At 44.7% G+C, this 23856-nt stretch carries 18 protein-coding genes; 8 read left to right on the top strand and 10 right to left on the bottom strand.

The window, feature by feature from the left end:
* Window positions 1-22: 22 nt before the first annotated feature.
* The gene (locus MUK70_RS27645; RefSeq protein WP_234656987.1) at window positions 23-1210 is read left to right on the top strand and encodes a glycosyltransferase family 87 protein; all 1188 of its coding nucleotides are present in this window, start codon (window positions 23-25) and stop codon (window positions 1208-1210) included.
* Between the two features lie 53 nt (window positions 1211-1263).
* On the opposite strand, the gene MUK70_RS27640 is transcribed toward MUK70_RS27645, so the two are convergent.
* From MUK70_RS27640 to MUK70_RS27615, 6 genes are all read right to left on the bottom strand, one after another.
* Window positions 1264-1680: a T9SS type A sorting domain-containing protein gene (locus tag MUK70_RS27640; protein WP_234656986.1), complete on the bottom strand. Its 417-nt coding sequence runs from the start codon at window positions 1678-1680 to the stop codon at window positions 1264-1266.
* 164 nt (window positions 1681-1844) lie between these two features.
* Window positions 1845-2837: a GTP 3',8-cyclase MoaA gene (moaA, locus tag MUK70_RS27635; RefSeq protein WP_234656985.1), complete on the bottom strand. Its 993-nt coding sequence runs from the start codon at window positions 2835-2837 to the stop codon at window positions 1845-1847.
* 9 nt (window positions 2838-2846) lie between these two features.
* Window positions 2847-3755, bottom strand: a complete 909-nt coding sequence (gene moaCB / locus MUK70_RS27630; RefSeq protein ID WP_234656984.1) for a bifunctional molybdenum cofactor biosynthesis protein MoaC/MoaB — start codon at window positions 3753-3755, stop codon at window positions 2847-2849.
* A 42-nt stretch (window positions 3756-3797) separates the two neighbouring features.
* The gene (locus MUK70_RS27625; RefSeq protein ID WP_234656983.1) at window positions 3798-4247 is read right to left on the bottom strand and encodes a molybdenum cofactor biosynthesis protein MoaE; all 450 of its coding nucleotides are present in this window, start codon (window positions 4245-4247) and stop codon (window positions 3798-3800) included.
* 35 nt (window positions 4248-4282) lie between these two features.
* Window positions 4283-4522: a MoaD/ThiS family protein gene (locus MUK70_RS27620; protein ID WP_234656982.1), complete on the bottom strand. Its 240-nt coding sequence runs from the start codon at window positions 4520-4522 to the stop codon at window positions 4283-4285.
* A gap of 49 nt (window positions 4523-4571) precedes the next feature.
* Window positions 4572-5762 (bottom strand): molybdopterin molybdotransferase MoeA, encoded by a 1191-nt coding sequence (locus tag MUK70_RS27615; RefSeq protein WP_234656981.1) that lies wholly within the window; start codon window positions 5760-5762, stop codon window positions 4572-4574.
* A 477-nt stretch (window positions 5763-6239) separates the two neighbouring features.
* Here MUK70_RS27615 and MUK70_RS27610 point away from each other — a divergent pair, with 477 nt between their 5' ends.
* Window positions 6240-7064, top strand: coding sequence for a lytic transglycosylase domain-containing protein (locus MUK70_RS27610; protein WP_234604172.1), 825 nt, complete (start codon window positions 6240-6242; stop codon window positions 7062-7064).
* 128 nt (window positions 7065-7192) lie between these two features.
* Window positions 7193-7639, top strand: coding sequence for a peptidylprolyl isomerase (locus MUK70_RS27605; RefSeq protein ID WP_234656980.1), 447 nt, complete (start codon window positions 7193-7195; stop codon window positions 7637-7639).
* 68 nt (window positions 7640-7707) lie between these two features.
* On the opposite strand, the gene MUK70_RS27600 is transcribed toward MUK70_RS27605, so the two are convergent.
* The 3 genes from MUK70_RS27600 to purH form a co-directional block, all read right to left on the bottom strand.
* Window positions 7708-9327: a sodium:solute symporter family transporter gene (locus tag MUK70_RS27600; protein ID WP_234604177.1), complete on the bottom strand. Its 1620-nt coding sequence runs from the start codon at window positions 9325-9327 to the stop codon at window positions 7708-7710.
* A 160-nt stretch (window positions 9328-9487) separates the two neighbouring features.
* Complete coding sequence (locus MUK70_RS27595) at window positions 9488-10363, bottom strand: hypothetical protein (protein WP_244784562.1); 876 nt, start codon at window positions 10361-10363, stop codon at window positions 9488-9490.
* Between the two features lie 113 nt (window positions 10364-10476).
* Window positions 10477-12012 (bottom strand): bifunctional phosphoribosylaminoimidazolecarboxamide formyltransferase/IMP cyclohydrolase, encoded by a 1536-nt coding sequence (gene purH / locus MUK70_RS27590; RefSeq protein ID WP_234656977.1) that lies wholly within the window; start codon window positions 12010-12012, stop codon window positions 10477-10479.
* Window positions 12013-12149: 137 nt separating this feature from the next.
* On the opposite strand from purH, the gene MUK70_RS27585 reads away from it, so the two are divergent.
* The 5 genes from MUK70_RS27585 (at window position 12150) to MUK70_RS27565 (ending at window position 20515) form a co-directional block, all read left to right on the top strand.
* Entirely contained in the window at window positions 12150-12938 is a 789-nt protein-coding gene (locus MUK70_RS27585; protein ID WP_234656975.1) for an SDR family oxidoreductase, read from the top strand.
* Between the two features lie 197 nt (window positions 12939-13135).
* Window positions 13136-14065, top strand: a complete 930-nt coding sequence (locus tag MUK70_RS27580) for a hypothetical protein (protein WP_234656973.1) — start codon at window positions 13136-13138, stop codon at window positions 14063-14065.
* 92 nt (window positions 14066-14157) lie between these two features.
* The gene (locus tag MUK70_RS27575; protein ID WP_234656971.1) at window positions 14158-16899 is read left to right on the top strand and encodes a TIM-barrel domain-containing protein; all 2742 of its coding nucleotides are present in this window, start codon (window positions 14158-14160) and stop codon (window positions 16897-16899) included.
* Window positions 16900-16901: 2 nt separating this feature from the next.
* A complete protein-coding gene (locus MUK70_RS27570) occupies window positions 16902-18113 on the top strand; it encodes a DUF4249 domain-containing protein (protein ID WP_234656970.1) in 1212 nt (403 codons plus the stop codon).
* 11 nt (window positions 18114-18124) lie between these two features.
* Entirely contained in the window at window positions 18125-20515 is a 2391-nt protein-coding gene (locus MUK70_RS27565) for a TonB-dependent receptor (RefSeq protein ID WP_234656968.1), read from the top strand.
* Between the two features lie 4 nt (window positions 20516-20519).
* Here MUK70_RS27565 and MUK70_RS27560 read toward each other — a convergent pair whose 3' ends face one another.
* A complete protein-coding gene (locus MUK70_RS27560) occupies window positions 20520-23855 on the bottom strand; it encodes a VCBS repeat-containing protein (RefSeq protein WP_244784560.1) in 3336 nt (1111 codons plus the stop codon).
* Window position 23856 lies beyond the last annotated feature (1 nt).

Raw genomic sequence — 23856 nt, 5'->3', positions numbered from 1 at the left:
AAATAGGAGACTTCTGACCTCAATGCGTGCTGTAAACCGTCTTTTAGTTAATCAAAAATATTTGCTGATCCTGTTTATAGGCGTGGCGATCTTTGCCAGCCTGCAGTCCTATTTCGGGGGATTGAAAACTTTTGTTGAGGGTGGCAGGCTTTATACAACTTACAATAACTACATTATATTTAAACAGTCGTTTTTTCACCTCATCGAGTACAAGGATCTGTACGATTCGTTTGTTGAGGAGCAGGGGGATCTTTTTAAATATAGCCCCGCATTTGCGCTCGTTTTCGGCGCTCTAGCGGTCCTTCCCGATGTGCTCGGACTGTCTTTATGGAACATTCTGAATGTAGCGGTGCTTTTTTACTCCATCTATTATCTCCCGCGCCTCGACCTTCGAACCAAAGGGCTAATCCTTGTTTTTGTAGTCGTTGAGATGCTTACTGCCACGCAAAATGAACAAAGCAATGCTTTGATAGCCGGATTATTTCTGTTCACATTCGGATTTCTTGAAAGAGGGAAATACTGGCTGGCGTCGTTTTGTCTCGTTTCCACGATTTTCATAAAGCTGTTCGGGATTGTTGGACTGGCTTTATTCCTCTTGTATCCGAATAAATTCAAGCTTACTTGCACGACGGCTGCATGGGTCATCCTTTTTACAGCGCTGCCATTACTCGTCGTGGACGTTGATCAGTTTGTGTTTTTATACAAAAGCTGGGCAAATCTCCTGGCCAACGACCATTCCATTTCGGACGGTCTTTCGGTGATCGGCTGGCTGAAAACATGGTTCAAGCTGGATGTGAACAAAACTTATGTAAGTGTGGCAGGGGCGATTTTGTTCTGCATTCCGCTTTTGAGAATAAAGCAATACGGCAATTTTACCTTCCGGATGCTCATACTGGCGTCGATCATGATTTGGGTGGTCATTTTTAACCATAGGGCTGAGTCACCTACATTTATCATTGCCATCACCGGCGTAGCGCTATGGTATTATGCACAAAAGCAAAAGCCTGAAAATTACGTGCTTTTGGTGCTCGCATTTGTCTTTACGGCACTCTCGCCAACAGATCTTTTCCCGAGATTTATCAGAAATGAGTGGATGAAGCCATATGTGGTAAAAGCCGTTCCCTGCATCCTTATCTGGGCTAAAATTACTTATGATCTGCTATTTGTGCAGCTCTCGCCCAGGATCGAAAAGCAGGAACCTGACCAATGAAAAAGCGTCACAGGATGCTGCGGCTGCAACCTGTAACGCTGTACTTATGAACCTTAATTTACCCCAACCAAAGTCCGCTCAACTTCTCTTACTTCATTGGTGGCCAGGTAAATGCTTTTAACGATCTTTTCATAATCATTAGAAACTTCCAGCGTGTAAACGCCATCTTTAATTTCCTGGAAATTCAGCTTGCGGCCGTATTTGCTCAGGTATTTTGGAACAAATTCTTCGTGAAGCACTTTCCCTTTGGAATCCATGAGGCGAATGGCGACGCGTTCTCCCTTTTGCTTTTCCATCAGCAAATTCATTGAAACAGTGTTACGGACTCTGTACATGCCGATTTTGAATTTTTCACAGGAATTATTCTTGCACTCTGCTTTGGGTTCAACGCGTGGCGATGCAGATACATTATTGCTTATTAAAAAGAGAGCAAAGGCAGCGGCGGCGGCAGATCTCATCAGGTTTTTCATGGCTCTTGAAGGTTACTTTGAGTAAAAAGTTTGAAAGAATTTTACCAATGATAACCGCAAGGCACCCCATGTTGCACGCATTATTTAAACGGCAGAAATAAGTGTTGAATGGTTTTTAGTATAAAAAACAGGGAGAATGGTGACGTTAATGAGTACGAATCTACCTACCCACCAATTGCTATCATATTCCGATTTTGTTCGTAATCTGATTTAGCATGTTTTTCTGTGAAATCTACGTGGCCGCCGTGGGCGAAATGTTTTTTGTGAAAATGCGCGTAGATGAGCGCGCGGACGTCCTGACCTGCGCGCAGCGGCGTTAAGAGATCGACTTCTGATGTGTCGAAAAGGCAATTTTTTAGCTTTCCGTCGGCGGTGAGCCTGATGCGGTTGCAGCCGGAGCAGAATGGATGGGTGACGGTGCCAATGATTCCAAATGTCCCGGCACCACCAGTGACCTGAAAACGATGTGCGGTATCTTGCAGTTCGCCGGTCAGCTGTTGAAAATCGAATTCATTGTTGATTTCCGAAAGCAGATCATTGTAGGAAACAATCTTAGACATATCCCACTGATTGCCCTTAAATGGCATAAATTCAATGAAACGGACATGTAAGTTAGGTTCTTCCAGGGTCATACGGACGAAATCATTGACCTCATCGTCGTTAATCCCTTTCATAACCACCATATTGATTTTGACAACAAAACCTTCGTTCAGAAGCAATCGGATATTCCCGGTAGTTTTGGTAAAATGATCGCGCTTGGTAACTGCTATGAATCGATCTTCACGCAATGTATCAAGACTGACATTCAGTGAATTAACCCCCGCTTCTTTTAAATTATCAATAAACTGGTCAATGAAAACAGCGTTGGTTGTCAATGTTAATGATGTCGGTAATTTCCCAAGGTCCGAAACGATCTGGCCGACGTCCTTGCGTATCAATGGTTCCCCGCCTGTTAACCGGATCTTATCAACGCCCATTCCTACAAAAATCTCCGCAAGTGCTTTGATTTCTTCCGCCTGCATCAGCCATTTTGAAGGCATGAAGTGCATATCCTCCTGCGGCATACAATAGGTGCACCGCAAATTGCACTTATCCGTCAGCGAAATCCGCAGATAGGTGTGCTTGCGACCGAATGTATCAACAATGGGTAAGGACATTATTTTATATTAATCGTGCTTTTTGCCTTCTATTACACTGAAAACGTGCAAAACCTGTGGAAAAAGCGCATCCATATATTCGGTGACTCCTCCTGTGCTTCCGGGCATTGTAATGACCAGTGTTTCACCAATCATGCCTCCAACAGATCTTGATAACATAGCAGTTTGCATGCGGTCCTGACCGTAATTCCTGGCCGTTTCCGCAATCCCCGGAATCTCTTTTTCAATTAATTCCGACACCGCTTCCGGTGTAACATCCCGGTAAGACAACCCGGTTCCGCCTGTGATCAAAATAAGCTGATAATCTGCATGACAAAGGCTTTTCACCTTTTGTTGAATGCTGTTCTTATCATCAGGGATAATGCTGTAATCGCTTGCATTGAGTTTAAGTGCTTCCAGCTTTTCAATAATTTTCTTCCCTGATCTATCTTCACCAATGCCTTTTGAAATACTATCCGAACATACAATAACGGCGGTTCTCAAATTTTCGGGAATGGCTTTTCTGTCGCTTTTGCCACCTTTTTTCTCCAACAGCCTGATATTCCTGATCTCAACGCCTTTATCAATGGGTTTGAGCATATCATACATGGTAAGTGCAACCACCGATGCGCCATGCATAGCTTCGACTTCGACGCCTGTTTTATATATAGTCTTGACCGTCAGCTCAATGATAATGGTCAAGTCCTCAATCCGATAATTCACTCCTGTAAATTCAACCGGGATGGGATGGCAATCAGGTAAAAGGTCCGGTGTCTTTTTTACAGCAAGAAAACCAGCAGCTTTTGCCATCTCAAAAACGTCCCCTTTCGGGACATTACGATCCCGGATTGCTGTAATGGTTTCAGCTTTGCTTACTTGAACAATCGCTTGCGCAGTGGCAATGCGTAATGTGTTACTTTTATGGGTGATGTCTACCAATTGTAATTTTGAGTGAATGAGTGAATGTTCCTGTTGAGGAGTTCATTTGTTTTCTTTCCAGACGTAATTTCCGGCTTCGCCTACCAACTCTTTTCCGAAGATCGGAACGTTGGCTTTTATTTCTTCTACAATGTATTCAGATGCCTCAAATGCGGCGCGGCGATGGGGCGAAGAAACAAAAACAAACAAACTGATTTCACCCGTGGGAACAATGCCCAGGCTGTGGTAAATGTGCATGCAGGTTAGTTCGAATTTGTCAAAAGCAGCTTCCCGGATATCATGAAAAGCTTTTTCAGCCATTTCTTCATAAGCCGAATATTCGATCCCGCTTACAAGGCCGTCGGCTTTTTCGTCTGCGCGAATCTGGCCCAGAAAAATCGCATGCGCGCCAATCTCTGTTTTAGACTGGTGGCTGGCAATGGATTTGGAAACAAAATCAGGGCTTATCGGCCCTTGAACAAACACTTTTTTAGGCTTATGCACTTTTTCCATGGAATGGTTTCTAAGTTCAGGTTAGGGCTTCCGGATCAACCGCCGGCAAATGGTGGTAGCAATGCTATTTCTGATGCGCTGTCAATAGGAACATGATCTTGCGAAATCTTCTGGTCCACGGCGATCTTAAATTTTTTCTCACGCATGGCCGGATAACGCTCCATAATCTGGCTGCGAAACTCCCCTACCGTAAGATTTTGATCCGCGACCCAAACCTCGTTAGCCAAGCCGGTAATCTCCGCCAGCATACCATAATACATTACTTGAATGCTCATCCTTTATATTTTCAATTCTCTGGCTTAACAATTTTTGCATGGATCTGATTCAGAAAGGAAGCAAATGGACTTCAACCAGATCACCTTCCTTCACGACATTCTGCTCAACAGGCAGATAAACAATGGCATTTGCGATCGCGAATGAACGTAATGCAAACGATTCCTGGCCATCCAATGGTATAACTTCACCATTTACAATTAAGCCTTTAAGAAATTCGTCCCGCTCACCCTGAAAGGAATAAGCGTATTTCACGGGCATTTTCAGCGTCGTCAAAAACGGATCTTTCAGGCCTGACATGATCCTCAATGCTGGCAACACATATTCGTAGTAACAAACCAGCGACGATGCCGGGTTTCCGGGTAATGCAAAAATGAGTTTTTCATTCCTCTTTGCAAATAATAATGGCTTTCCAGGCTTCTGGCGCACTTTATAAAAAATCGTTTTGGCCCCTAATGCTTCCACTGCCTTTCCTACAAAGTCATAATCGCCCACCGAAATTCCGCCCGAAGCAAGCACGACATCATTGTTTTCAGCTAATTCGCTAAGCCCTTTAATGGTTGATTCCAGGTCGTCTTCGGCGTATTTAATTTCAAGATCCGCTATTCCTTCTTTTTCTAATGCCGCCGCGAGCATACTGGAATTTGATTCAAAAATCTTCCCATGCACGATCGCGTCGCCTTTATGCAGCAATTCGTCGCCCGTAATGAGCAGGCCAACCTTGGGCTTGCTGTGAACACTGGCTTCCCAAATGTTCATTCCATGCAAAAACCCAATGCTGCCCGGAGATAAAAAAGTGCCTCCCTCCAACGCAACAGCGCCTTTTTGAATTTGCTGGCCAATGTTTCGTACATTTTTACCAGCCTGAACTGGAAACTCGCGAATGGTTATTGTTCCGTTTTCGGCAGATGTGTTTTCTTGCATAACAACCGCTGTGGCGCCATCGGGAACGGGCGCACCCGTAAAAATCCGAATTGCATTGCCTGAAACGAGCGTTTGCGTAATGGTTTGCCCCGCCTTTGACTCCCCTGAAAGACTGAGGATTGTATCTTTTTCTAAAATATCCGTGTCCAAAATGGCGTAGCCATCCATAGACGATTGCCTGAACGACGGCAAGGACATGGGCGCTAAAATATCATTGGCCAAAACATACCCCAGCGCCTTCCGAACCTCCACGGTTTGAACAGATAGTGCCTGCACATTTGCAATAATCTTTTGTTTAGCCTCGTTAACGGTAACCATAATCTTGAAAAAAAGCGGAAATGCAAGTTAGTATATCCCCGAATCCAATGCCTGAAAATATATTTATTAATGTATCTAAATTTATGAAAAAAGGGTGGATCAGGCCAGTTCAGCTTCTTTTAGCGCCGTTTTAATGTGGTAACTGCCTGGTTTTCAAAGATCCGAATGCAGCTACTACAATTAATTCTATTTTAAATCATATAAAATTCAGGATTCTGCGTTTTGTATTTTCCGGAAATCACCAATTTTAATTCCCTATTTCGGCCTATACGCAAAGCAAAGGCCGGAAATGCACAAAATCTACCAAACGACAAACTCTTGAATTAATACTACAAACCGGTTACATAAGGTGCTATAAATCAAAGTTTTAGCTTACAATGAAATATTATTAATTCAAATACCGTTATCTTTGCTCCCCGGCTTTATGCCTTATACTATGTTCCACGAAATGAAAAATGAATGATTAAACTTATCTTTATGGCCCTCTCAATCGCAATAATGGGTAATGAACCAGTGAGCGAGGTGGGGGTGGAAAAGAAGGAACTGAAAGAGACAACAATTATAGATTCAGATCTTCTTGCTATTGACTTTTGTGGCGAAGCCATCCCATTAACAGAGCTTCGAATCGCTGAGCGATATCAGAACATGATCAGAAATTACGACAATCCTATATTTCGTAAGCTGATGACAAAGACCCAAAAAAGAATCAAGATTATAGAACCGATTCTTAAAAAGTACGGAGTACCAGCCGATTTCAAATATCTCCCAATAATAGAGAGTGCCATGAGTGACGACGCCAAGTCGCACCGGGGCGCGGGGGGCTACTGGCAGTTAATGCCTTCGACAGCAAAATCTCTGGGGCTCGTTGTAAATGAAACCAGGGACGACCGCAAACATCTCGTCAAATCAACGCACGCGGCAGGAAAATATCTCCGCAATCTTTATCGTCAACTTGGTTCATGGACACTGGTTGCTGCAGCTTATAATGCAGGGCCGACGCACATTCAGAATAAGCTTGATGCCCAGAACAAGGACGATTACTTTAAGCTGCGTTTAAACTCAGAAACAACACGTTATATTTATAAGATACTGGCTGTCAAAGAATGGTTCAACAACCCCGAAAGAAGCAAAGAATGGGGAAGCGGTGATGTAGTTGACCGTCTGTCGGAATTCAAACAGGACCAGAAGAAGGCTGCATTGCAAATGGAGAAGGCTGAATCCGAATTGGAAAAAGCTGCTTTGCTGGAAAAAGCGGAATTGCAACTTGCAAGCGAGTCGGGCAAGCTGGTTGCCGGCTCCTGATCTAATCATTTTATTTAGGATAAAGTTGAAGAAAAGGATACATTATCCTTTTCTTTGTGTTGTATTCACGTCAGCAAAACTGACGTGTATACAACTTTAATTTTTGTTCAAATTCTCTTTAAATCAATATGACAAAAGCAGAAATGATCACGGACAAAGGCACCATGCTGATCGAGTTCTACGATGAGGATGCTCCCGGGGCGGTGAAAAACTTTGTTGATCTTTCAAAAAAAGGATTTTACGACGGGCTGATCTTTCACAGGGTTATACCGGATTTCATGATTCAAGGCGGAGATCCTACCGGCACTGGTCGTGGGGGTCCAGGCTATAAAATCGATTGTGAGTTAAATGGTGGTAATCAATATCACGACCGTGGTGTGCTTTCTATGGCGCATGCAGGACGTAATACGGGTGGATCACAGTTTTTTATCTGCCATAGCCGCAGAAATACGGCGCATTTGGACGGAAACCACACTTGCTTTGGTAAAGTGGTGGAAGGCATTGACACTGTTGACCTGATCCGTCAGGGAGACAAAATCCAGAAAATCAACATTATCGAGGAAGAGCAGGCTTAATGTCCTGACTTTTTTAAAAGCAAAAAGGCTTGGATCGCTCCAAGCCTTTCTTTTTGCCAAACTTCCGGTTACCAGAAGTGCGCGTATAAGAATGTGATAATGCCGATCACGATAACAGCACCGACAATAAAGCCGCGGTGCGGAATAAACATGGAAGTGTCGATGGCTAATCCTTTCTTTTCATCAGGCAATACCAGACCTAAAATCACCATCACAACCACACATATCACGAACACGAGTCCCATGCGGTCCAGGAATGGGACTTGCGTCCAGTCAGCGAATGGGAAGTAGTTGTTGTGCATGGCCAAGGCGATCAGGAAACCGCCTACGATTGCAAATAAGGCTCCTGCGGAATTGGTTCGCTTCCAGAAGAAGCCCATGATAAACGAAGCGAAGATACCCGGAGAAAGCAACCCGGTCATTTCCTGAATGAATTGAAAACCACCTTTTTTATCAATGCCCATATAAGGAGAAACAATAATCGCAAGGATCATTGAAACCACAACGACGATACGACCAATGCGCACGAGTGTTTTTTCATCCGAGTTTTTGCCGATGTAATTTTTGAAAATATCAAGCGTAAAAATCGTTGAAATACTGTTTGCCTTACCAGCCAATGAAGCCACCACTGCTGCTGTTAATGCTGCGAACGAAAGTCCTTTCAAACCAGCAGGAAGCAAGTTAAGCAACACAGGATATGCCTTATCTGCATTCAGCTGGCCATCCGCATCCAGCATTTCGGCCTGGAACATTCCTTTGCTATATAATGCATACGCGGCGATACCCGGTAAAACCACGATTACAGGCATTAAAAGTTTGAGGAAAGCTGCGAACAAGATCCCATTACGGGCCGTTTTCAAATCCGCTCCCAAAGCACGCTGCGTAATATATTGGTTACAACCCCAATAGTTCAGGTTCACGATCCACATCCCGCCAAGGAGAACCGTCAAACCAGGCAACTGCATGTAAAACGGGCTCGTTTTGGGGAAGATCATGTGAAAATGGTCGTCGTGATTTTCGCGCATCATTTTGATACCGGTCATCACGCCGTCGATGCCTGCATCACCTGAAACCAGGTTAATAGCCAGATAGGTCGTTGCCAAACCACCGATTACGAGGAAGAAAACCTGGATAACATCCGTAAAACCAATCACTTTCATACCGCCAATGGTGATAATGATCGCAAAAACGGCCAATGCGATCATACAAAACTGGAAATCCAATCCAGAAATACCCGAAACGGCCAGCGCTCCCAGATAAAGGATAGAAGTAAGGTTTACGAGAATGTACAACGCAAGCCAAAAAACGGCCATAATCAAGCTCACCGTAGGATTATAACGCTGGCTCAAAAACTGAGGCATTGTATAAATCTTGTTTTTGAGATAAATCGGCATAAAAAAAACGGCTACAATCACCAATGTTGCGGCCGCCATCCATTCATAAGTTGAAATACCCAAACCCATCGAAAAACCGTTTCCGGACATCCCGATGAACTGCTCAGCGGAAATGTTGGAAGCGATCAGGGAAGCTCCGATTGCCCACCACGTCAGGGAGCCTTCCGCTAAAAAGAAATCTTTGGTTGACTCGACAGTTGACCTTTTCCGTTGATAAATCCAATAACCGTAACCGGAGACGAGGATAAAGTAGAAGAAGAAAACGATATAATCCAGGCTTTGTAATTGTTGCATTTCAAATAATAAAATAGATGAATGTATGGAGTTGATTGGTTTAAATCGAAAGGTACATTATTTTCAGAAAATAGTGCAAAATCAAAAAGGGCGTAAAAATTTTATCTGCGTTTTCTAATGGATTCATAAATATAGTTACAAGTGTTAAATCGACATGTATTTATTCCGATATTTTCTTTGAATCCTGAAATCGGAGCGGGTTGGTCGGGATTTTTTTGAACCACGCAGCCCGTTTTGTAGCCTCAGCACGGCTATAAGCCTCTTCGAACGACTTTCCATTTTGCATGTCGGCAATCAGTTGTTGTAAACCATTTTCTTCCGAAAGGATCAGCCAATAGGAAATTTCCAGCCCCGCAGACATATACGCAAGCATGACCTGTTTTTGATTATTGTTAAAAAATCCTTTGATCGAAGCCATATCCCGAAGTTCGAGGATCTGCTGCCCGCCGCCCGTGTAATAGAGCCATTCATCCATGTAATCGAAATACCGGCCGACTTTATCAGGATTATTGACAAATCGCCTGTCGAGCATGAGCGCGATGCCTTCGTTGAACCATTGCGGAATTTCGGTAGCAATGGTCCACCAACCCAAGCGAGCCAACAATTCCGTGTGGCTCATTTCATGGCTGATCACATCCACATTCAAGCCCTGCGTATTCAGAATCACAAAAGAATTCCCCCAGGGCGTCCCCAGGCTGCAACCTGCCCCTTCTGTGCTGCTGCAATATTTCTGATACTGCTGCGCATTGCTGCAAATGATAATGATCGGAGTGGATTTTTTACCAACAAAAAATGAATCAATCCTGGCTTCGGAGCGGTTAATGATCGATTTCAGTTTCTTGTAATGAACAGGCTTAATGTCCGGGCTAAAATAAATCTGGCCCTTCTCCGATCGAAAATCGGATAGACGGATTAGTTCGCAGTAAAATATTTGAGGATAAAGGAAAAAGAGGCTGGCGATTAAAACCAAGAAACCGGTAATCAACAACTTTCCCAATTTAATGTGAGAACGCTGAAATAATTTACCGGTTTTCAAATTGAACGTTGGAATGAAGAGTTAGAATTAGGACGCTAACCTCCTTGTCAGCCTGAGCGGACCGGGCCGCCGGGCGGTCGAAGGCTGACAAGGAGGTTAACCGTAGCAATTGATTAATGCTTAAAATGACGAATGCCGGTCGTAACCATCGCTACGCCATTCGCATTGCAATAATCCGTAGAATCCTTGTCGCGAATCGAACCGCCCGGCTGAACTACTGCCGTTATACCAGCTAAATGCGCGATTTCAACGCAATCTGCAAACGGGAAAAAGGCGTCCGAGGCCATTACCGCTCCGTTCAGGTCGAATCCAAATGCTTTGGCTTTGTCAATTGCCTGGCGCAATGCGTCTACGCGGGAAGTTTGCCCGGTTCCGCTAGCTAAGAGTTGGTTTTCCTTTGCCAAAACAATTGTATTGGACTTCGTATGCTTGCAAACTTTCAATGCAAATTCGAGTGCAGTAAGCTCGCTTGCAGTCGGGGCCTTTTCGGTTACTGTTGTGAATTGGGATTGAACCTCGGTTGAAAGATCTTTATCCTGCACCAAAACGCCGTTCAGGATGGTTTTGAACATAATTTGTGGCAAAACCACCGCATTGCGTTTCAGCAAAATCCTGTTTTTCTTGGATTTCAATAGCTGTAATGCATCTTCATCATACTCAGGAGCGATGAGGATTTCCATGAATAGTTTATTAAGCTCCTCAGCAGTAGCCAAGTCCACTTTTGTATTCGTGATCACCACACCGCCAAACGCCGAAACCGGATCGCAAGCCAATGCATTGTCATAGGCTTCCTTCGCAGTAGGCGCAGTTGCAATCCCGCAAGCATTTGTATGTTTGATAATAGCAAATGTCGGTGCTGCATCAGCGAATTCGTCGATCAGACTTACGCAGGCATCAACGTCCACTAAATTATTGTAAGACAACTCCTTACCATGCAGTTTATCAAAAATTCCTTCCAGATCGCCGTAGTAAATGGCATTCTGATGTGGGTTTTCGCCGTAACGCAATGTTTGTGAAGACAGACTTGTAAAGTCAAAAAGCGCCTTATCTGTTTTTTCTGTATCAGCAGTAAAAAAGCGGTTGATCGCACCGTCATAATGTGATGAAACGGAAAATGCCTGACCGGCATAGTAACGGCGGTCTTCAATGTCCGTTGCTCCCGCTTTTGCGGTCAGCAGCTCCACAACCTCCGCATATTGGCTGCGTGAGGAAACGATCAGTGTATCTTTAAAATTTTTGGCAGTGGCACGAATCAGCGAAATGCCTCCAATGTCGATTTTTTCAATAATATCCTCTTCTCCTGCACCCGAAGCAACAGTTTCTTCAAATGGATAAAGGTCCACAACCACCAGATCAATGGCAGGAATATTATATTGCTGCGCTTGTGCTACATCGCCAGCATCATCGCGACGGTACAAAATGCCACCCATAATGGCCGGGTGCAATGTTTTTACTCTTCCTCCAAAAATAGAAGGGTAACCCGTCAGTTCTTCCGCAGCAGTAACCGGAATATTTAAATTTTCAATGAAAGTCTGAGTGCCGCCGGTGGAGTAAAGTTTGACACCGTTGTTGTGCAGCAGGCGAACCAAAGGTTCAAGTCCATCCTTATAATATACAGATATAAGAGCGGATTGGATTTTTTTCGACATTGTGGGATGTTAGACTAATGATTTCTCTGACTGAAAAATAAACCGCAAAGATAGCCGAAAAAAGTACGAAGTTTGAAGCAGGGACTGCTAAAATCGAAGAGATAACGAACGAATTATTAGTACATAAATCAAAAGCAATGAATCTTGATCTGACTGGGAAAACGGCACTGGTTTGCGGGAGCACGCAGGGAATTGGCCTCGCATCGGCCATTGAACTCGCATTATTGGGCGCAAATGTGACATTAGTAGCGCGTAACGAAGAAAAATTAAGGGAAGCCGTGGATACGCTCGACACATCCGCTGGGCAGCTGCACCGCTATGTCGTGGCTGATTTTGCAGACCATGAGAATGTAAAAGAAGCCATCGAAAATTACCTCCGCCTCGTGCCCGACGTCCACATTCTCGTCAACAACACAGGCGGCCCATCCGGCGGCCCGATCATTGAAGCCGACACCGAGCAGTTTCTCAAAACTTTCCAGATGCATGTTGTTAACAATCAGTTTCTGGCGCAGGCGGTGGTTCCTTCCATGAAAAGAGCAGGATACGGCCGCATTGTGAACATTATCAGCACTTCTGTGAAGCAACCGATTGTGGGTTTAGGCGTTTCCAACACCATTCGAGGAGCCGTCGCGAGTTGGTCCAAGACATTATCCCTCGAATTGGGCCAGTTTGGCATTACATCTAACAATGTTTTACCGGGCTATACAGTTACTTCCCGCCTGGATGCTGTCTTAGAAATGCGCAGCAAAAATTCAGGTAAATCGAAAGAAGAAGTTGCTCGGGAACTGCAATCCAGCATTCCCATCCGCCGATTTAGCGAGGCAAAAGAAGTTGCCGCGGCAGTCGCATTTTTATGTTCGCCGGCCGCAGCTAGCATCAACGGAATCAACTTGCCGGTTGATGGAGGCAGAACGGAGAGCATGTAGTATTAATTTTATAAAAAATTAAGTAAAATCAAGTTTACTTTGATACATTTGGGCACAACTCCAAATGTATTAAAAAAATAATGCGCCTTTATCGATCAGCATTTATCTTAATTGCCTTTTTGGCACTGTCTGTTTCCTGCTCAAAAGATGACCACCCTCTTCCAAAATCTTGTCGGTATATCGGTCAGAGTTACTCAATGGAGCAAATCAGCGCTTTTTCTGAATGGAGAGAAACCTATGTTTCAAATTTCAAGCAGGATGATGAAGGAAGACTAATTGAGGCGTCCGGCACCAGAAAGACGCTTTCAGCAAGTCCTTCAAATGATGAGGTTTGGAGTGAAGTTATTGAAACCAACTCCTACTGGTTGAAATACAATGAGCAGGGATTTCTCACTGAACTGACAAATGTCAAACTGACGCTCCAAGAAGGAGGCAAGTTCGCAACTTTCGGTCACGAAAACTACCCTAACTATCATCACGGCAGGATAGAGATGAAAGAAGTGACAACATTTAAATACGAATCAGAGCTATTGCGAAGCTCTACCAGAACACGAGTTGCCGATTTTAAAAGTGAAAAAACTCAGGATGTAAAAGTTAGTGCAGAAGCAAATAAGGATTACACATATGAAACGGGAGGAATCATCAAAACGATCACAGAAACGACCGGCAATTATACTTCTGTAACTCAATTCATAAACGGCGTCAAAGCGTCAACGCCAACAAACAAGTATGACGAAAAAGGACAACTAGTCCAGTCATTGTCTCCTGACAGCGAACACAATTTGACCTACGACAGCAACGGAAATATTCTTACTGTCGAAGCCATTTACAAGTCGCAACAGCAATTTTTGGAGATCAGAACGCATGACGATCATCCTAATCCAGACAAACTTCTCCCACAAAAATTCAAAGGCATTCCCGAAGAAATGAGAATTCTGCAGTTCACGGATGGAGGCAATAATAGAACAAGCAGCAAGTCGGTTTATCCAAACAGACCACCTTATGAAGAGAAAACCGTCTACACTTACAATGCTGCCGGATTTCCTATCAGTGCAGTTTCGACTTATACTCAGGCAGACGATTCGGCTACCAAAACAACAACCTACAATTATCAGGATTGCCAATAGTCTCTAACCCAAATAATTAAACAATAGGAAGGAAAATTTGTTTTATTTGACTTAATTTTAGAAAGAGCGCTGGGTGCGGCCGATTTAAGTCTATGATATACAAATACTTCCTCATTTTACTTTTTGTGGTTGCTGGCAAGCTATCTTTTGGACAGGGCGCAGGGAATTTTGTAAGCTATGAGACGGCAAACGGAAGCATTGAGATTCACGGGACCAAAGGCGTGCTTCGCATTCAGATGTTTAGTCCGGAAATCTTTAAGGTTCAAGCTCTCCCATCCAAAAATGCACCGGGGCTTGACAGCTCCTATTCGGTGATTCTTCCTCCATCAACTGCTGCGCTCAACATTGTTGAAACCAAAAACAACATTGAGATACGATCAGAAAAGTGCGCGCTGGTTGTTGATAAATTCCCAATCAATGTTGCTTTGAAGTCTGGTAATGAGGTTAAGATAAAGGAGACCAGGGGTTTTGTACAGACGAAGGACTCTGTCAGCTTTCTTTTTGACATAAATCCAAAAGACGTTTTTCATGGCGCAGGCGGCCGACCATTTGGCCCGGATCTTAACAGGAAAGGTTTTGATTTTTATAACTCTTGGGAGTACGAATATTTTGACCAGTCTACCGGCTTAGCTCAAAGTTTTAATGTTCCCTTCATCATTTCTTCCCACAAATGTGGGCTCTTCTTCGATAGCGACAGACCGGGTTCCATGCGCATGTATGTGGGCGCTGTGGATTCAACATTGCTACGCGTGGAGTCGGCTAGCACCGGGAAGTGGGCTTATTATCTGATCCACGGCAACAATAATGACGAAATTCTTGCCAATTACACGCTCCTGACGGGCCGCCAGCCACTTCCACCGCGCTGGGCATTCGGTTACATTCAGTCGAAATCAGGTTACGACAATGAGAGTGAAGCGACGGTGGCCATTACGAAGCTCCAAGACCAGGGATTTCCGGTGGATGCATTGGCATTGGATCAGCATTGGTATGGCGGTCAAAATGTTCGTGGTAATATGGATTGGGATACAAAAAATTGGCCTAGTTCGGCTGGAATGGTAAAAAGCCTGCTTGATAAGGGTGTCAAAACCATTCTCGTTGCAGATCCTTACATTAGCACGAAGTCCACCAATTATAAATCTGCTGAGGCGCAATCCCTTTTCGCAAAAAAACCCAGCAGCGCCCAAACTTACACGCAGGATGTCGGCACTGCTACGGCGGGACTGCTTGATATTTTTAAACCCGCCGCACAAGGCTGGCTTTGGGAAAAACATAAAAAAATGGCCCTTCAGGGTGTTGCGGGCTGGTGGAGTGAGAAAACAGAGCCCGATCCGCACCCGATGGATGCCGTGCACGAGCTGGGAAATGCCTTTCAAATCCACAATCTGTATGCGCTTTTTTGGTCCAAAACCTTTTACAACAACTTCACGAAAGACTTTCCTGAAAAGCGAATTTTTCACATGACAAGGTCTGGCTGGGCCGGTTCGCAGCGATACGGCGCTTTACCTTGGAGTGGCGATGTTAGCCGTTACTGGGCTGGGTTGAAGCTACAAATCCCGATCATTTTGCAGGCCGGCATGTCCGGGCTTGGTTATATGCATTCGGATGTGGGCGGGGCCATCACTATGTCAGACAAGGCGGAAAAGGATGAAGAACTTGATCTGCGTTGGTTTCAATTCGGCACATTCACCCCAATTTTGAAAGTCGCCGGCCAGCGTGAGAATATAGAACCATTCAACCTCAGCGAGCCATTTTACAGCACGGTCAAAAAATATGCGACTGTTCGTTACCAGCTGCTGCCTTACATTTATTCATTAGCCTGGAAAAACAGCGTTTCCGGACGGCCTGTCTGTTTGCCGATGGACTATTTCAACAATGTCAGGGCGCTTGGGAATATCAGCGATCAGTATTTTTTTGGAGAAAATTTGCTGGTTGCGCCTGTACTTTTGCATGGAATGCCGTTACGGAAAGTCGTTTTACCGCCAGGAAAATGGTTTGATTTTTGGAACGATGAAATTTACAATGGCAACGCGAACATTTTCCCGAAACTTACTGTGGATCATATTCCGGTTTATGCCAGGGGCGGCAGTTTTATTCCAATGTCCACTTCCACGACTAAAAAATCAACCGATTATTATAATTCAGACAGTCTAACGGTTCGGTTTTACCAGGACATTTCGGTCCCCACATCTTCATTCACCATGTTCCATGACGACGGCAATGATCCGAATTCTTTGTCAAAATCGAAATATGAACTTGTCGACTTTATTGGGAATGTTTCCAATGATCAGGTGAATGTGACCGTTCAGCGAACTAAAAGCTTTGATAAATCGCTCGCTAAGAGGCGCCTGACGTTTGAAATAAAAAACCTTACAACCAATCCTACTGCCGTCCTGCTCAACGGCCAGGCTATCCCAATTGTTTATCTCAGCGCCGAATTCAAGAGCAACACGGCTTACTACAACTTGCTCGGCAAGCAGCTCAAAGTGCAGTTTGACTGGGATTGCAATACAACGGCAGCCATTGCAGTCACGCGCGACGGCCTCGACGTGATCACGGGTTCTGAACCGAATGTTAATGATTCTGTGCTCACTGTTTTTCCAAATCCAGCCGGGTCACGTGTGTCGGTAAAAGTAACCGTTCCGGAAACGGGCTTTTATGATTTGGAAGTGTACAATGTGGCCGGGATTTCAGTCTATAAGAGCACATTAGGACAGCATAGCAAGGGAAAAGTGCTTGATCTAAGCCTGAATTTACGAGTTTCGAGCGGTGCATATCTGGTGAGGCTTTGGAATGACCAGGGGCAGTTTTTTACAAAGAAAATAGTTATTCAATAGCCATGAATTACAGGCTTTCATTCTTACTGACCCTTATAATAACCGGCATTACGGCTTGTGTGGAGCCTTATAGTGTCAATTTCGAGAGTGCAAAGGAATATATTGTGGTGGATGGCGTGGTTACCGATCTGGATGGGCCGCAGTTTATCACCTTGTCGAAAACCAATCCGGAGGCAACGAATGAAAGCTCAGAGTTCACGCAAACGATCTGGACAAAGGGCCTTTCCACATTGCCGCTGGAAAAAGCGAAAGCTAAGATCGTCGTCAACGGCTCGCAGATCCTTAACCTCACGGAAGTTGAACCGGGCGTCTACCAATTGCCTGCCAATTTTAAAGGAAGAGTAGGAGACGCTTATGAGCTGGATTTTTTGATGGAAAATGGAAAACATTACAAGTCTTCCGCCGAAGTCATGCCGCCGGTTTCGGCCGTAAAACGCGCTTACGATGTTTTCAATCCAAAAGGGATTCCGAAACTTTCTGAATATTATGGCGAATTCACGCCCAGCAACGACATTTACCTTGATTTTGACGATCCTGCCGGTGAGAAGAATTTCTACCGCTGGCAATGGACGCTCTGGGAATTGCAAAAAACCTGCACAACCTGCAACCAGGGAAAATACTATCTTTTCGATTCTGAAAATGGCGTCGATGGTGACTGTTTTAAGGATCTGACATTGAAATACAACGACATTTACGATTATACTTGTGAGGATCTTTGCTGGGACATTTTTTACAGCAAAGACATCACTATTTTCTCGGACATTTACACCAACGGACAAGGGCAAAAGGACAAGCTTGTCGCACAAATCCCCCTTTTACAATCCAATCCATGCCTGGTAAGCTTGCAGCAAAACTCGCTCACACCCAATGCTTACCGTTTTTTGAAACTCATCCAGGATCAGGCGAATAATTCCGGGACGCTCGCCGACACGCCACCTGCGCCCATTCAGGGCAATGTTACGAACCAAAATGACAAAAACGAGCTGATTATCGGTTTCTTTACAGCCTCGTCCGTTGCGGAATACAGAACCATGCTTTGGCGGAAAAATATCAAGAATGCGGCCGTTTTGAACCAGCTTTTCAAGACCATTCACAACCGCGACCCGATCCTGGAAGAGCGCTCGGCCGGACGGCCTTACATTCCCCTGGCCATTTGCAAAAAGAGCAGATCGCGCACGCCATTTTTACCGGAAGATTGGAAATGGACGCAATAAATGATTTGTAAATGAAGAGATTATACTGTTTTCTTTTCTTATTGGTCAATGTTCTCCCTGCCTTCGCGCAGGGCCTTACGATCACGGGCACGGTGCGGGATTCGGCGACGCTTGCTCCTTTGCCGGACGCTTCTATCGTAATGGATTACAGGAAAAGCTGGTCGGCTGCGGAAATGGACGCAAAAGGTAATTTCACCATTAACCTGCCCAGCGGCGACCACGTGCTGGTGATCCGGCATGTGGGTTATGAGTCGTTTAAAGTTTTTATCAAAAGCGGCACGCAAAAAGCGCATTTCGATGTGTTAATGACCACCACATCGAGTCAGTTGGAAGAGGTGATCATTACGAGCAAGGGTTTTGACCAAACCATTCGGCAACCTATTCTTGGCTCATTGCAGATCAACATTAAGACGCTTGAAAAGCTGCCTTCGGCTTTCGGTGAGATGGATATTTTGCGAAGCCTGCAAATGCTTCCCGGTGTTTCCAGCGTGGGCGAAGCCTCCAACGGCGTTAATATAAGAGGCGGAACCACGGATCAAACGCTCATTTTGCTGGACGACACGCCAATTTTCAATCCTACGCACATGTTTGGATTGTTTTCCGTCATTCCGCCGAACACAGTCAACAGCCTGGATCTTTACAAGGGAAATGTGCCGGCCCGTTTTGGCGGACGGGTTGCTTCTGTTCTGGATATTTCCACAAAAAACCCCAATCTGGATAAGCTCCGGCTGGAAGGAGGCATTAGCTTGGTTTCAAACAGGTTAATGGTTGACGTACCGGTTATTAAAGGGAAGCTGGGCATATATGTCGCCGGCCGCGGGGCTTTCAATGATTTTATTCTGCCAAAGCTCGATAAGCAGCTTAATAACATCAGTGCCAAGTTTGGCGAGCTTTCTGCCAAGTCATTCTGGAAGATCAACAACAAGAATACGCTCACTTTTATGGGCTATTACAGCAATGATTATTTTAAAACAGACCTGCTCACTAACCTGCCCAATGTTGTCGGGACAGACACTTACTACAAACACATGACGACCAATGGCATGCTGCGTTGGCTGCACGTGATCAGTCCGGAAGTCAGCATTCAAACGACGGCTATTTATGCCAAATATGCGCCGGATATTGGGACGAAGGAAAAGGAAACGGGCAATGTGGTGAAGCTGGAATCAGCGGTGGAACAGCGTCAGGTTAAGTCTAACATTAATTATCAGCTGTCCAACCATAAGTTTGAAACCGGCATTATTGCCACGCAATACGTGATTGCACCCGGGACTTTGGAGCCGGGACTGAGCCAGAGCGTCAACTACATTGCCACGCCAACCGAGCACGCCAACGAAGTGGCCTGGTATGCGGATGATGAGATCAACTTTTCTAAGAAACTGGCCGTTTCCCTCGGATTGCGCTATTCGTTTTTCATGGCGACGGGCAAGGCCGTGGTCAGGAATTATCTGCCTGATCAGCCCAGGGACGACTTTTCGGTTGTGGACTCAACGGTTTACAACAAAGGCAAGATTTCAAAAGCATACGGCGGGCCGGAGCCACGCGTGGGCTTGCGTTACGCATTGAACGACCGCATTTCCCTTAAATTCGGCTATAATCTGATGCGGCAATACATTCAAGTGGTTTCCAACACAGCCACGCCCATTCCTACTTCGCGCTGGAAAACCAGCGATACGCACATTAAGCCGCAAATTAGCCATCTTTTCACGGGCGGATTTTACCAGTCGTTTAATGATAATATTTATGAAATTACGCTGGAAGGTTATTACCGCAATGCTAAGAACATTATTGATTACAAACCCGGGGCAGATTTTCTTTTGCAGCAATATCCGGAAACACAGATGATTCAAGGCAAAAACAAGTCCTATGGCCTTGAAATGATGCTTTCCAAGAAGAAAGGGAAGCTAAAAGGCTGGGCTAATTACACTTATGCGAGGTCACTGAACATTGTGGATGAAGACGCGGCATTGATTGAGAAAGTGAACCGTGGCGACTGGTATCCTGCGAATTACGACAAACCACACACATTCAATGCTTCCCTTGACATTACGGTTGACAGTCACAATTCCTTCGGTTTCACATTTGCGTACAGCACCGGAAGGCCTTACTCGGAACCGATTGGTTTTATCAATTATCAAAATAACGTCTATCCATTTTACGACAAGCGAAATAACAAGCGCATTCCGGATTATCACCGCCTGGATTTTGCGTGGAACATTTACAATCCGAGCATGAAGAACCGGAGGTGGCAGGGACATTGGACATTCTCGATTTACAACCTTTATGCACGCAAGAATGCTTATTCGGTGTTTTTCAAAACAGAAAATGCGGTTACCAAAAGTTATCAGCTAAATATCTTCGCGACACCGATTGCGACGGTTGCTTATAATTTTACTTTCTAAGAAGCTATTTCTTCCTTCGGATTACAACGAGTTTGTCGTCATTTCGCGCGGCGACGATTGCGTTTCCGCTCTTTAATTTGATATTTTTCAAATGCTTCACCTGCCCTTTCACCTGCAATCCTTTTAATGATTCGGGTGTAAAGTTGCAGTTTCCGCGGTTAATGAGGACGGTTCCAAAATCGCTGTCGTAGCGGCCCATTTGAATGTTGCAGTTATAAAAATTGCCCATTATAAGCACATCGGGCAGCTTGTCGCCGTTTGCATCAATGATCTGCGCATCGTAAAATGGCGTCCATTGAGCCTTATATCCCAGAGGTTTTACCTCGAAATTGCCTTTTCCATCATTAACCATAACCGCATTCTGAAAATAATCAGCAGACAAAACCTGAGCAGCTTTCAACTTGTCCTCGCCCACCAGATCGCCAAGGCTGGCCTTCGCGAAATCGGTCGCAAAAATGTACTTTTTACGGATCACGGGCATCTGCTTCTCCATTTCCAGCTTGGTCGGAAAAAGAGCTTCCTTTCCATTCAGATAGTAAGTCAATAGCGGCTCTTTTCGGCCATTGCCGTCGTAATCATTGATATACATTTTCACAGGTTGCTCCGCATTGGCTTGCATTCTGCTGTTTGAACCCAAATTTCCGGCTAGAATATCCAGGTCACCGTCACCGTCAAAATCGTATGGCATTACAAAGTTCCACCAGCCTTTTTTGTCGGTCAGCATTTTCTTGGAGAAGCTTTTGCCATCATTCTGCATCATGCAAATTCCGTCCCATTCCGATGCCAGCAACAAGTCCTGATCACCGTCTTTATCCAGATCGGCCAGTTTGGCATTTTTTACATAGCCAATGGACGAAAGTTCTTTGGCATATTGGCTCGTAACATCCGTAAACTTGCCGGAACCGTCGTTTTTCAACAAATAAGACTTCGGAATTTCACCATAATTCAACGGCACAGCACGACCGCCAATGAAAAGATCCACCATGCCATCCCCCGTAAAATCAAAGGGGATAACACAGGAAGCAGTCACGTAAATGTTCGTAAATGCATCGACCTTCACACTCAGGTTTCCCTTGCCATCATTAAGATAAATCCGTGGCATCTGAAATTCAGAATTGTTGACATATTCATTACCGCCAGTTGCCACCACGAGATCCGGATGACCGTCGCGATTTACATCCACCCACTCAGCGCTAATCTCTTCATAAGTGCTGTCTTTCAGCAAAGCGGGCTGAACAGATTCCTTGAAAACACCGCTGTTGGTTTGAACAAATAGGTGGTTTCGCTGCTTCTTGGAAGAGCCAATGAAAATGTCGTCCAATCCATCATGGTTAATGTCGGCAATCGCCAATGCAGGCCCGTCTGCTGTTACTTCGAACGGAATGAGCGAGTTACGGTCAAATTCTACGAAATTATTCTCTTCATGCTTCACATCCACGCCCAACTGCACAGCAATGTCTTCAAACGCATAGTCTTTTGTTTCCCGGCTTGCTTTCAATTTATTGTAATCAAAAACAGGAAGATCATTTTTGTAAGACAATGCCAGTGAATCCTTCAAATCGACCGTTTTGAGCACTTGAAACCGGTTATTCGGCCAAATGACAATCATGGAATCCACATCAGCTTTTTTACCCAAACCAATGTGCAAAGGCACTTCCATACTCGACTGAAAACCACGAACCGGAAACTTCTCGAAACTCAACACTTTGTCCTTTTTGAAAACCAGACATTTAGCCCCAATTGCGTTGAGGTTACCCGGCTTGCCTTTGAGATAAAGTCGCGTGAAATCGCCTTTTCCAGCCTTTTTGCTGTTCAAGTTTTCGTAAATAAATGCCTTTTCGTTAATGTTATTGGTCACAATGTCCAGGTCGCCATCATTGTCCAGATCTGCGTAAATGGAGCCGTTGGAGTAGGAAACCTGATCATTACGGACCAGCCCGTCCATGTCCTTGAACGCGAGATCGCCTTTGTTGGCAAAGAATTTGTTATTCAGCTTGATTTCGGGCAACTTATCAGCCAACCCGGGATCATTTTCGTCAAAATTTTTATTCCTGATTTTCTCCTGAACCACGTCGTCAGACACAAATTTGATGTAATCCGTGTCATTCATCCGCTTTGGAATGCCATTGGAAATGAACAAGTCTTTCAAACCATCATTATCAAAATCAGAAAAAAGTGCGGCCCATGACCAGTCCGTCGAATGCACACCGGAATACATGCCGATTTCACTGAATGTGCCGTTTCCGTTGTTGTATTGCAGGTTATTACGGGCCAATTGATAGTTATAACCCTGCCTAATCTTGTATTTAAAAATGCTGTACATATCCTCCCCTTCCGATTTTTTGAGGATCTCGTAATTGGAAGGAAGCATATCCAGCGACACGATTTCCGGGAAAATATCATTATTCAAATCCGCAATGTCGACGCCCATCGAAAACTGGCTCGTATGCATGATCGACGAGTCCGTCATGTCCCGGAATGCACCGTTTTTTTGATTGATATACAAATAATCATTTTCATGAAAGTCATTGCCAATGTACATATCGGGGTAGCCGTCGAAATTGATGTCGCCGACACCTAACCCGAGGCCATAACCTAATGCCGAACTGTGAATGCCCGTTGTTTTAGACACTTCAATATATTTTCCATTGTCATTTCTCAACAACTTGTCACCTGCCAATGGATGATACACGTTTTCAAAAAGCGCTCTCCGACCAAATGTGCCATTCTGGTGAACAGAATGGTTTAATTGAAACATGTCCAGATCACCGTCGAGATCATAATCGAAAAACATAGCCTGCGTGCCGAAAACGACTAAATCCAAGGCATATTCTTTCGATTTTTCTGCATAAACAGGCACGCCGTCCTTAATTTCCTGGCATACAAACAGGAGGTTATGCCCCTTCATCGACTCAAAATCCCCAACCTGGCTGATATAAATGTCCAGCATTCCATCCTGATTAATGTCTACGATTGACACACCATTCGACCAACCCTTATTCCCTTTGAAATTTGCCTTCTCCGTCACATCCTCGAACCTCATCCCTGACTTGTTCAGGTAAATGCGGTTAGGCTCCTGGTTGGCCGAAAAGCACAGGTCTACAAGTCCATCATTATTCAGATCACCCGCGCCCACACCACCGCCATTGTAAAAATACATGTAGTAGAAAATGTTGAAATCCTTGGTGGGTTTCAGCGTGTTGGAGAAGTCGATTCCGGTTTTTTCGGCAGTTAGTAGATCAAAATCATACTCCGAAATGTCCTTTTCCTTCGAGCACGAAAAACCGGCCAGGATCAAGACGAAGAGCAGGATTTTATAAAATATTTTTTGAAAAAGCATG

The sequence above is a fragment of the Dyadobacter chenwenxiniae genome, from assembly GCF_022869785.1.
Taxonomy (GTDB): domain Bacteria; phylum Bacteroidota; class Bacteroidia; order Cytophagales; family Spirosomataceae; genus Dyadobacter; species Dyadobacter chenwenxiniae.
Note: the sequence above shows the minus strand (reverse complement) of the source record. Positions and strands in the feature narration are given on the sequence as shown.

What these genes read in the sequence shown, in the direction of transcription:
- MUK70_RS27605 (WP_234656980.1), top strand. Translation starts at nt 7,193, where the DNA reads ATGACAAAAGCAGAAATGATCACGGACAAAGGCACCATGCTGATCGAG.
- MUK70_RS27585 (WP_234656975.1), top strand. Translation starts at nt 12,150, where the DNA reads ATGAATCTTGATCTGACTGGGAAAACGGCACTGGTTTGCGGGAGCACG.
- MUK70_RS27615 (WP_234656981.1), bottom strand. Translation starts at nt 5,762, where the DNA reads ATGGTTACCGTTAACGAGGCTAAACAAAAGATTATTGCAAATGTGCAG.
- MUK70_RS27625 (WP_234656983.1), bottom strand. Translation starts at nt 4,247, where the DNA reads ATGGAAAAAGTGCATAAGCCTAAAAAAGTGTTTGTTCAAGGGCCGATA.
- MUK70_RS27565 (WP_234656968.1), top strand. Translation starts at nt 18,125, where the DNA reads ATGAAGAGATTATACTGTTTTCTTTTCTTATTGGTCAATGTTCTCCCT.
- MUK70_RS27610 (WP_234604172.1), top strand. Translation starts at nt 6,240, where the DNA reads ATGGCCCTCTCAATCGCAATAATGGGTAATGAACCAGTGAGCGAGGTG.
- MUK70_RS27570 (WP_234656970.1), top strand. Translation starts at nt 16,902, where the DNA reads ATGAATTACAGGCTTTCATTCTTACTGACCCTTATAATAACCGGCATT.
- moaA (WP_234656985.1), bottom strand. Translation starts at nt 2,837, where the DNA reads ATGTCCTTACCCATTGTTGATACATTCGGTCGCAAGCACACCTATCTG.
- MUK70_RS27620 (WP_234656982.1), bottom strand. Translation starts at nt 4,522, where the DNA reads ATGAGCATTCAAGTAATGTATTATGGTATGCTGGCGGAGATTACCGGC.
- MUK70_RS27560 (WP_244784560.1), bottom strand. Translation starts at nt 23,855, where the DNA reads ATGCTTTTTCAAAAAATATTTTATAAAATCCTGCTCTTCGTCTTGATC.
- MUK70_RS27645 (WP_234656987.1), top strand. Translation starts at nt 23, where the DNA reads ATGCGTGCTGTAAACCGTCTTTTAGTTAATCAAAAATATTTGCTGATC.
- purH (WP_234656977.1), bottom strand. Translation starts at nt 12,012, where the DNA reads ATGTCGAAAAAAATCCAATCCGCTCTTATATCTGTATATTATAAGGAT.
- MUK70_RS27600 (WP_234604177.1), bottom strand. Translation starts at nt 9,327, where the DNA reads ATGCAACAATTACAAAGCCTGGATTATATCGTTTTCTTCTTCTACTTT.
- MUK70_RS27580 (WP_234656973.1), top strand. Translation starts at nt 13,136, where the DNA reads ATGGAGCAAATCAGCGCTTTTTCTGAATGGAGAGAAACCTATGTTTCA.
- MUK70_RS27640 (WP_234656986.1), bottom strand. Translation starts at nt 1,680, where the DNA reads ATGAAAAACCTGATGAGATCTGCCGCCGCCGCTGCCTTTGCTCTCTTT.
- MUK70_RS27575 (WP_234656971.1), top strand. Translation starts at nt 14,158, where the DNA reads ATGATATACAAATACTTCCTCATTTTACTTTTTGTGGTTGCTGGCAAG.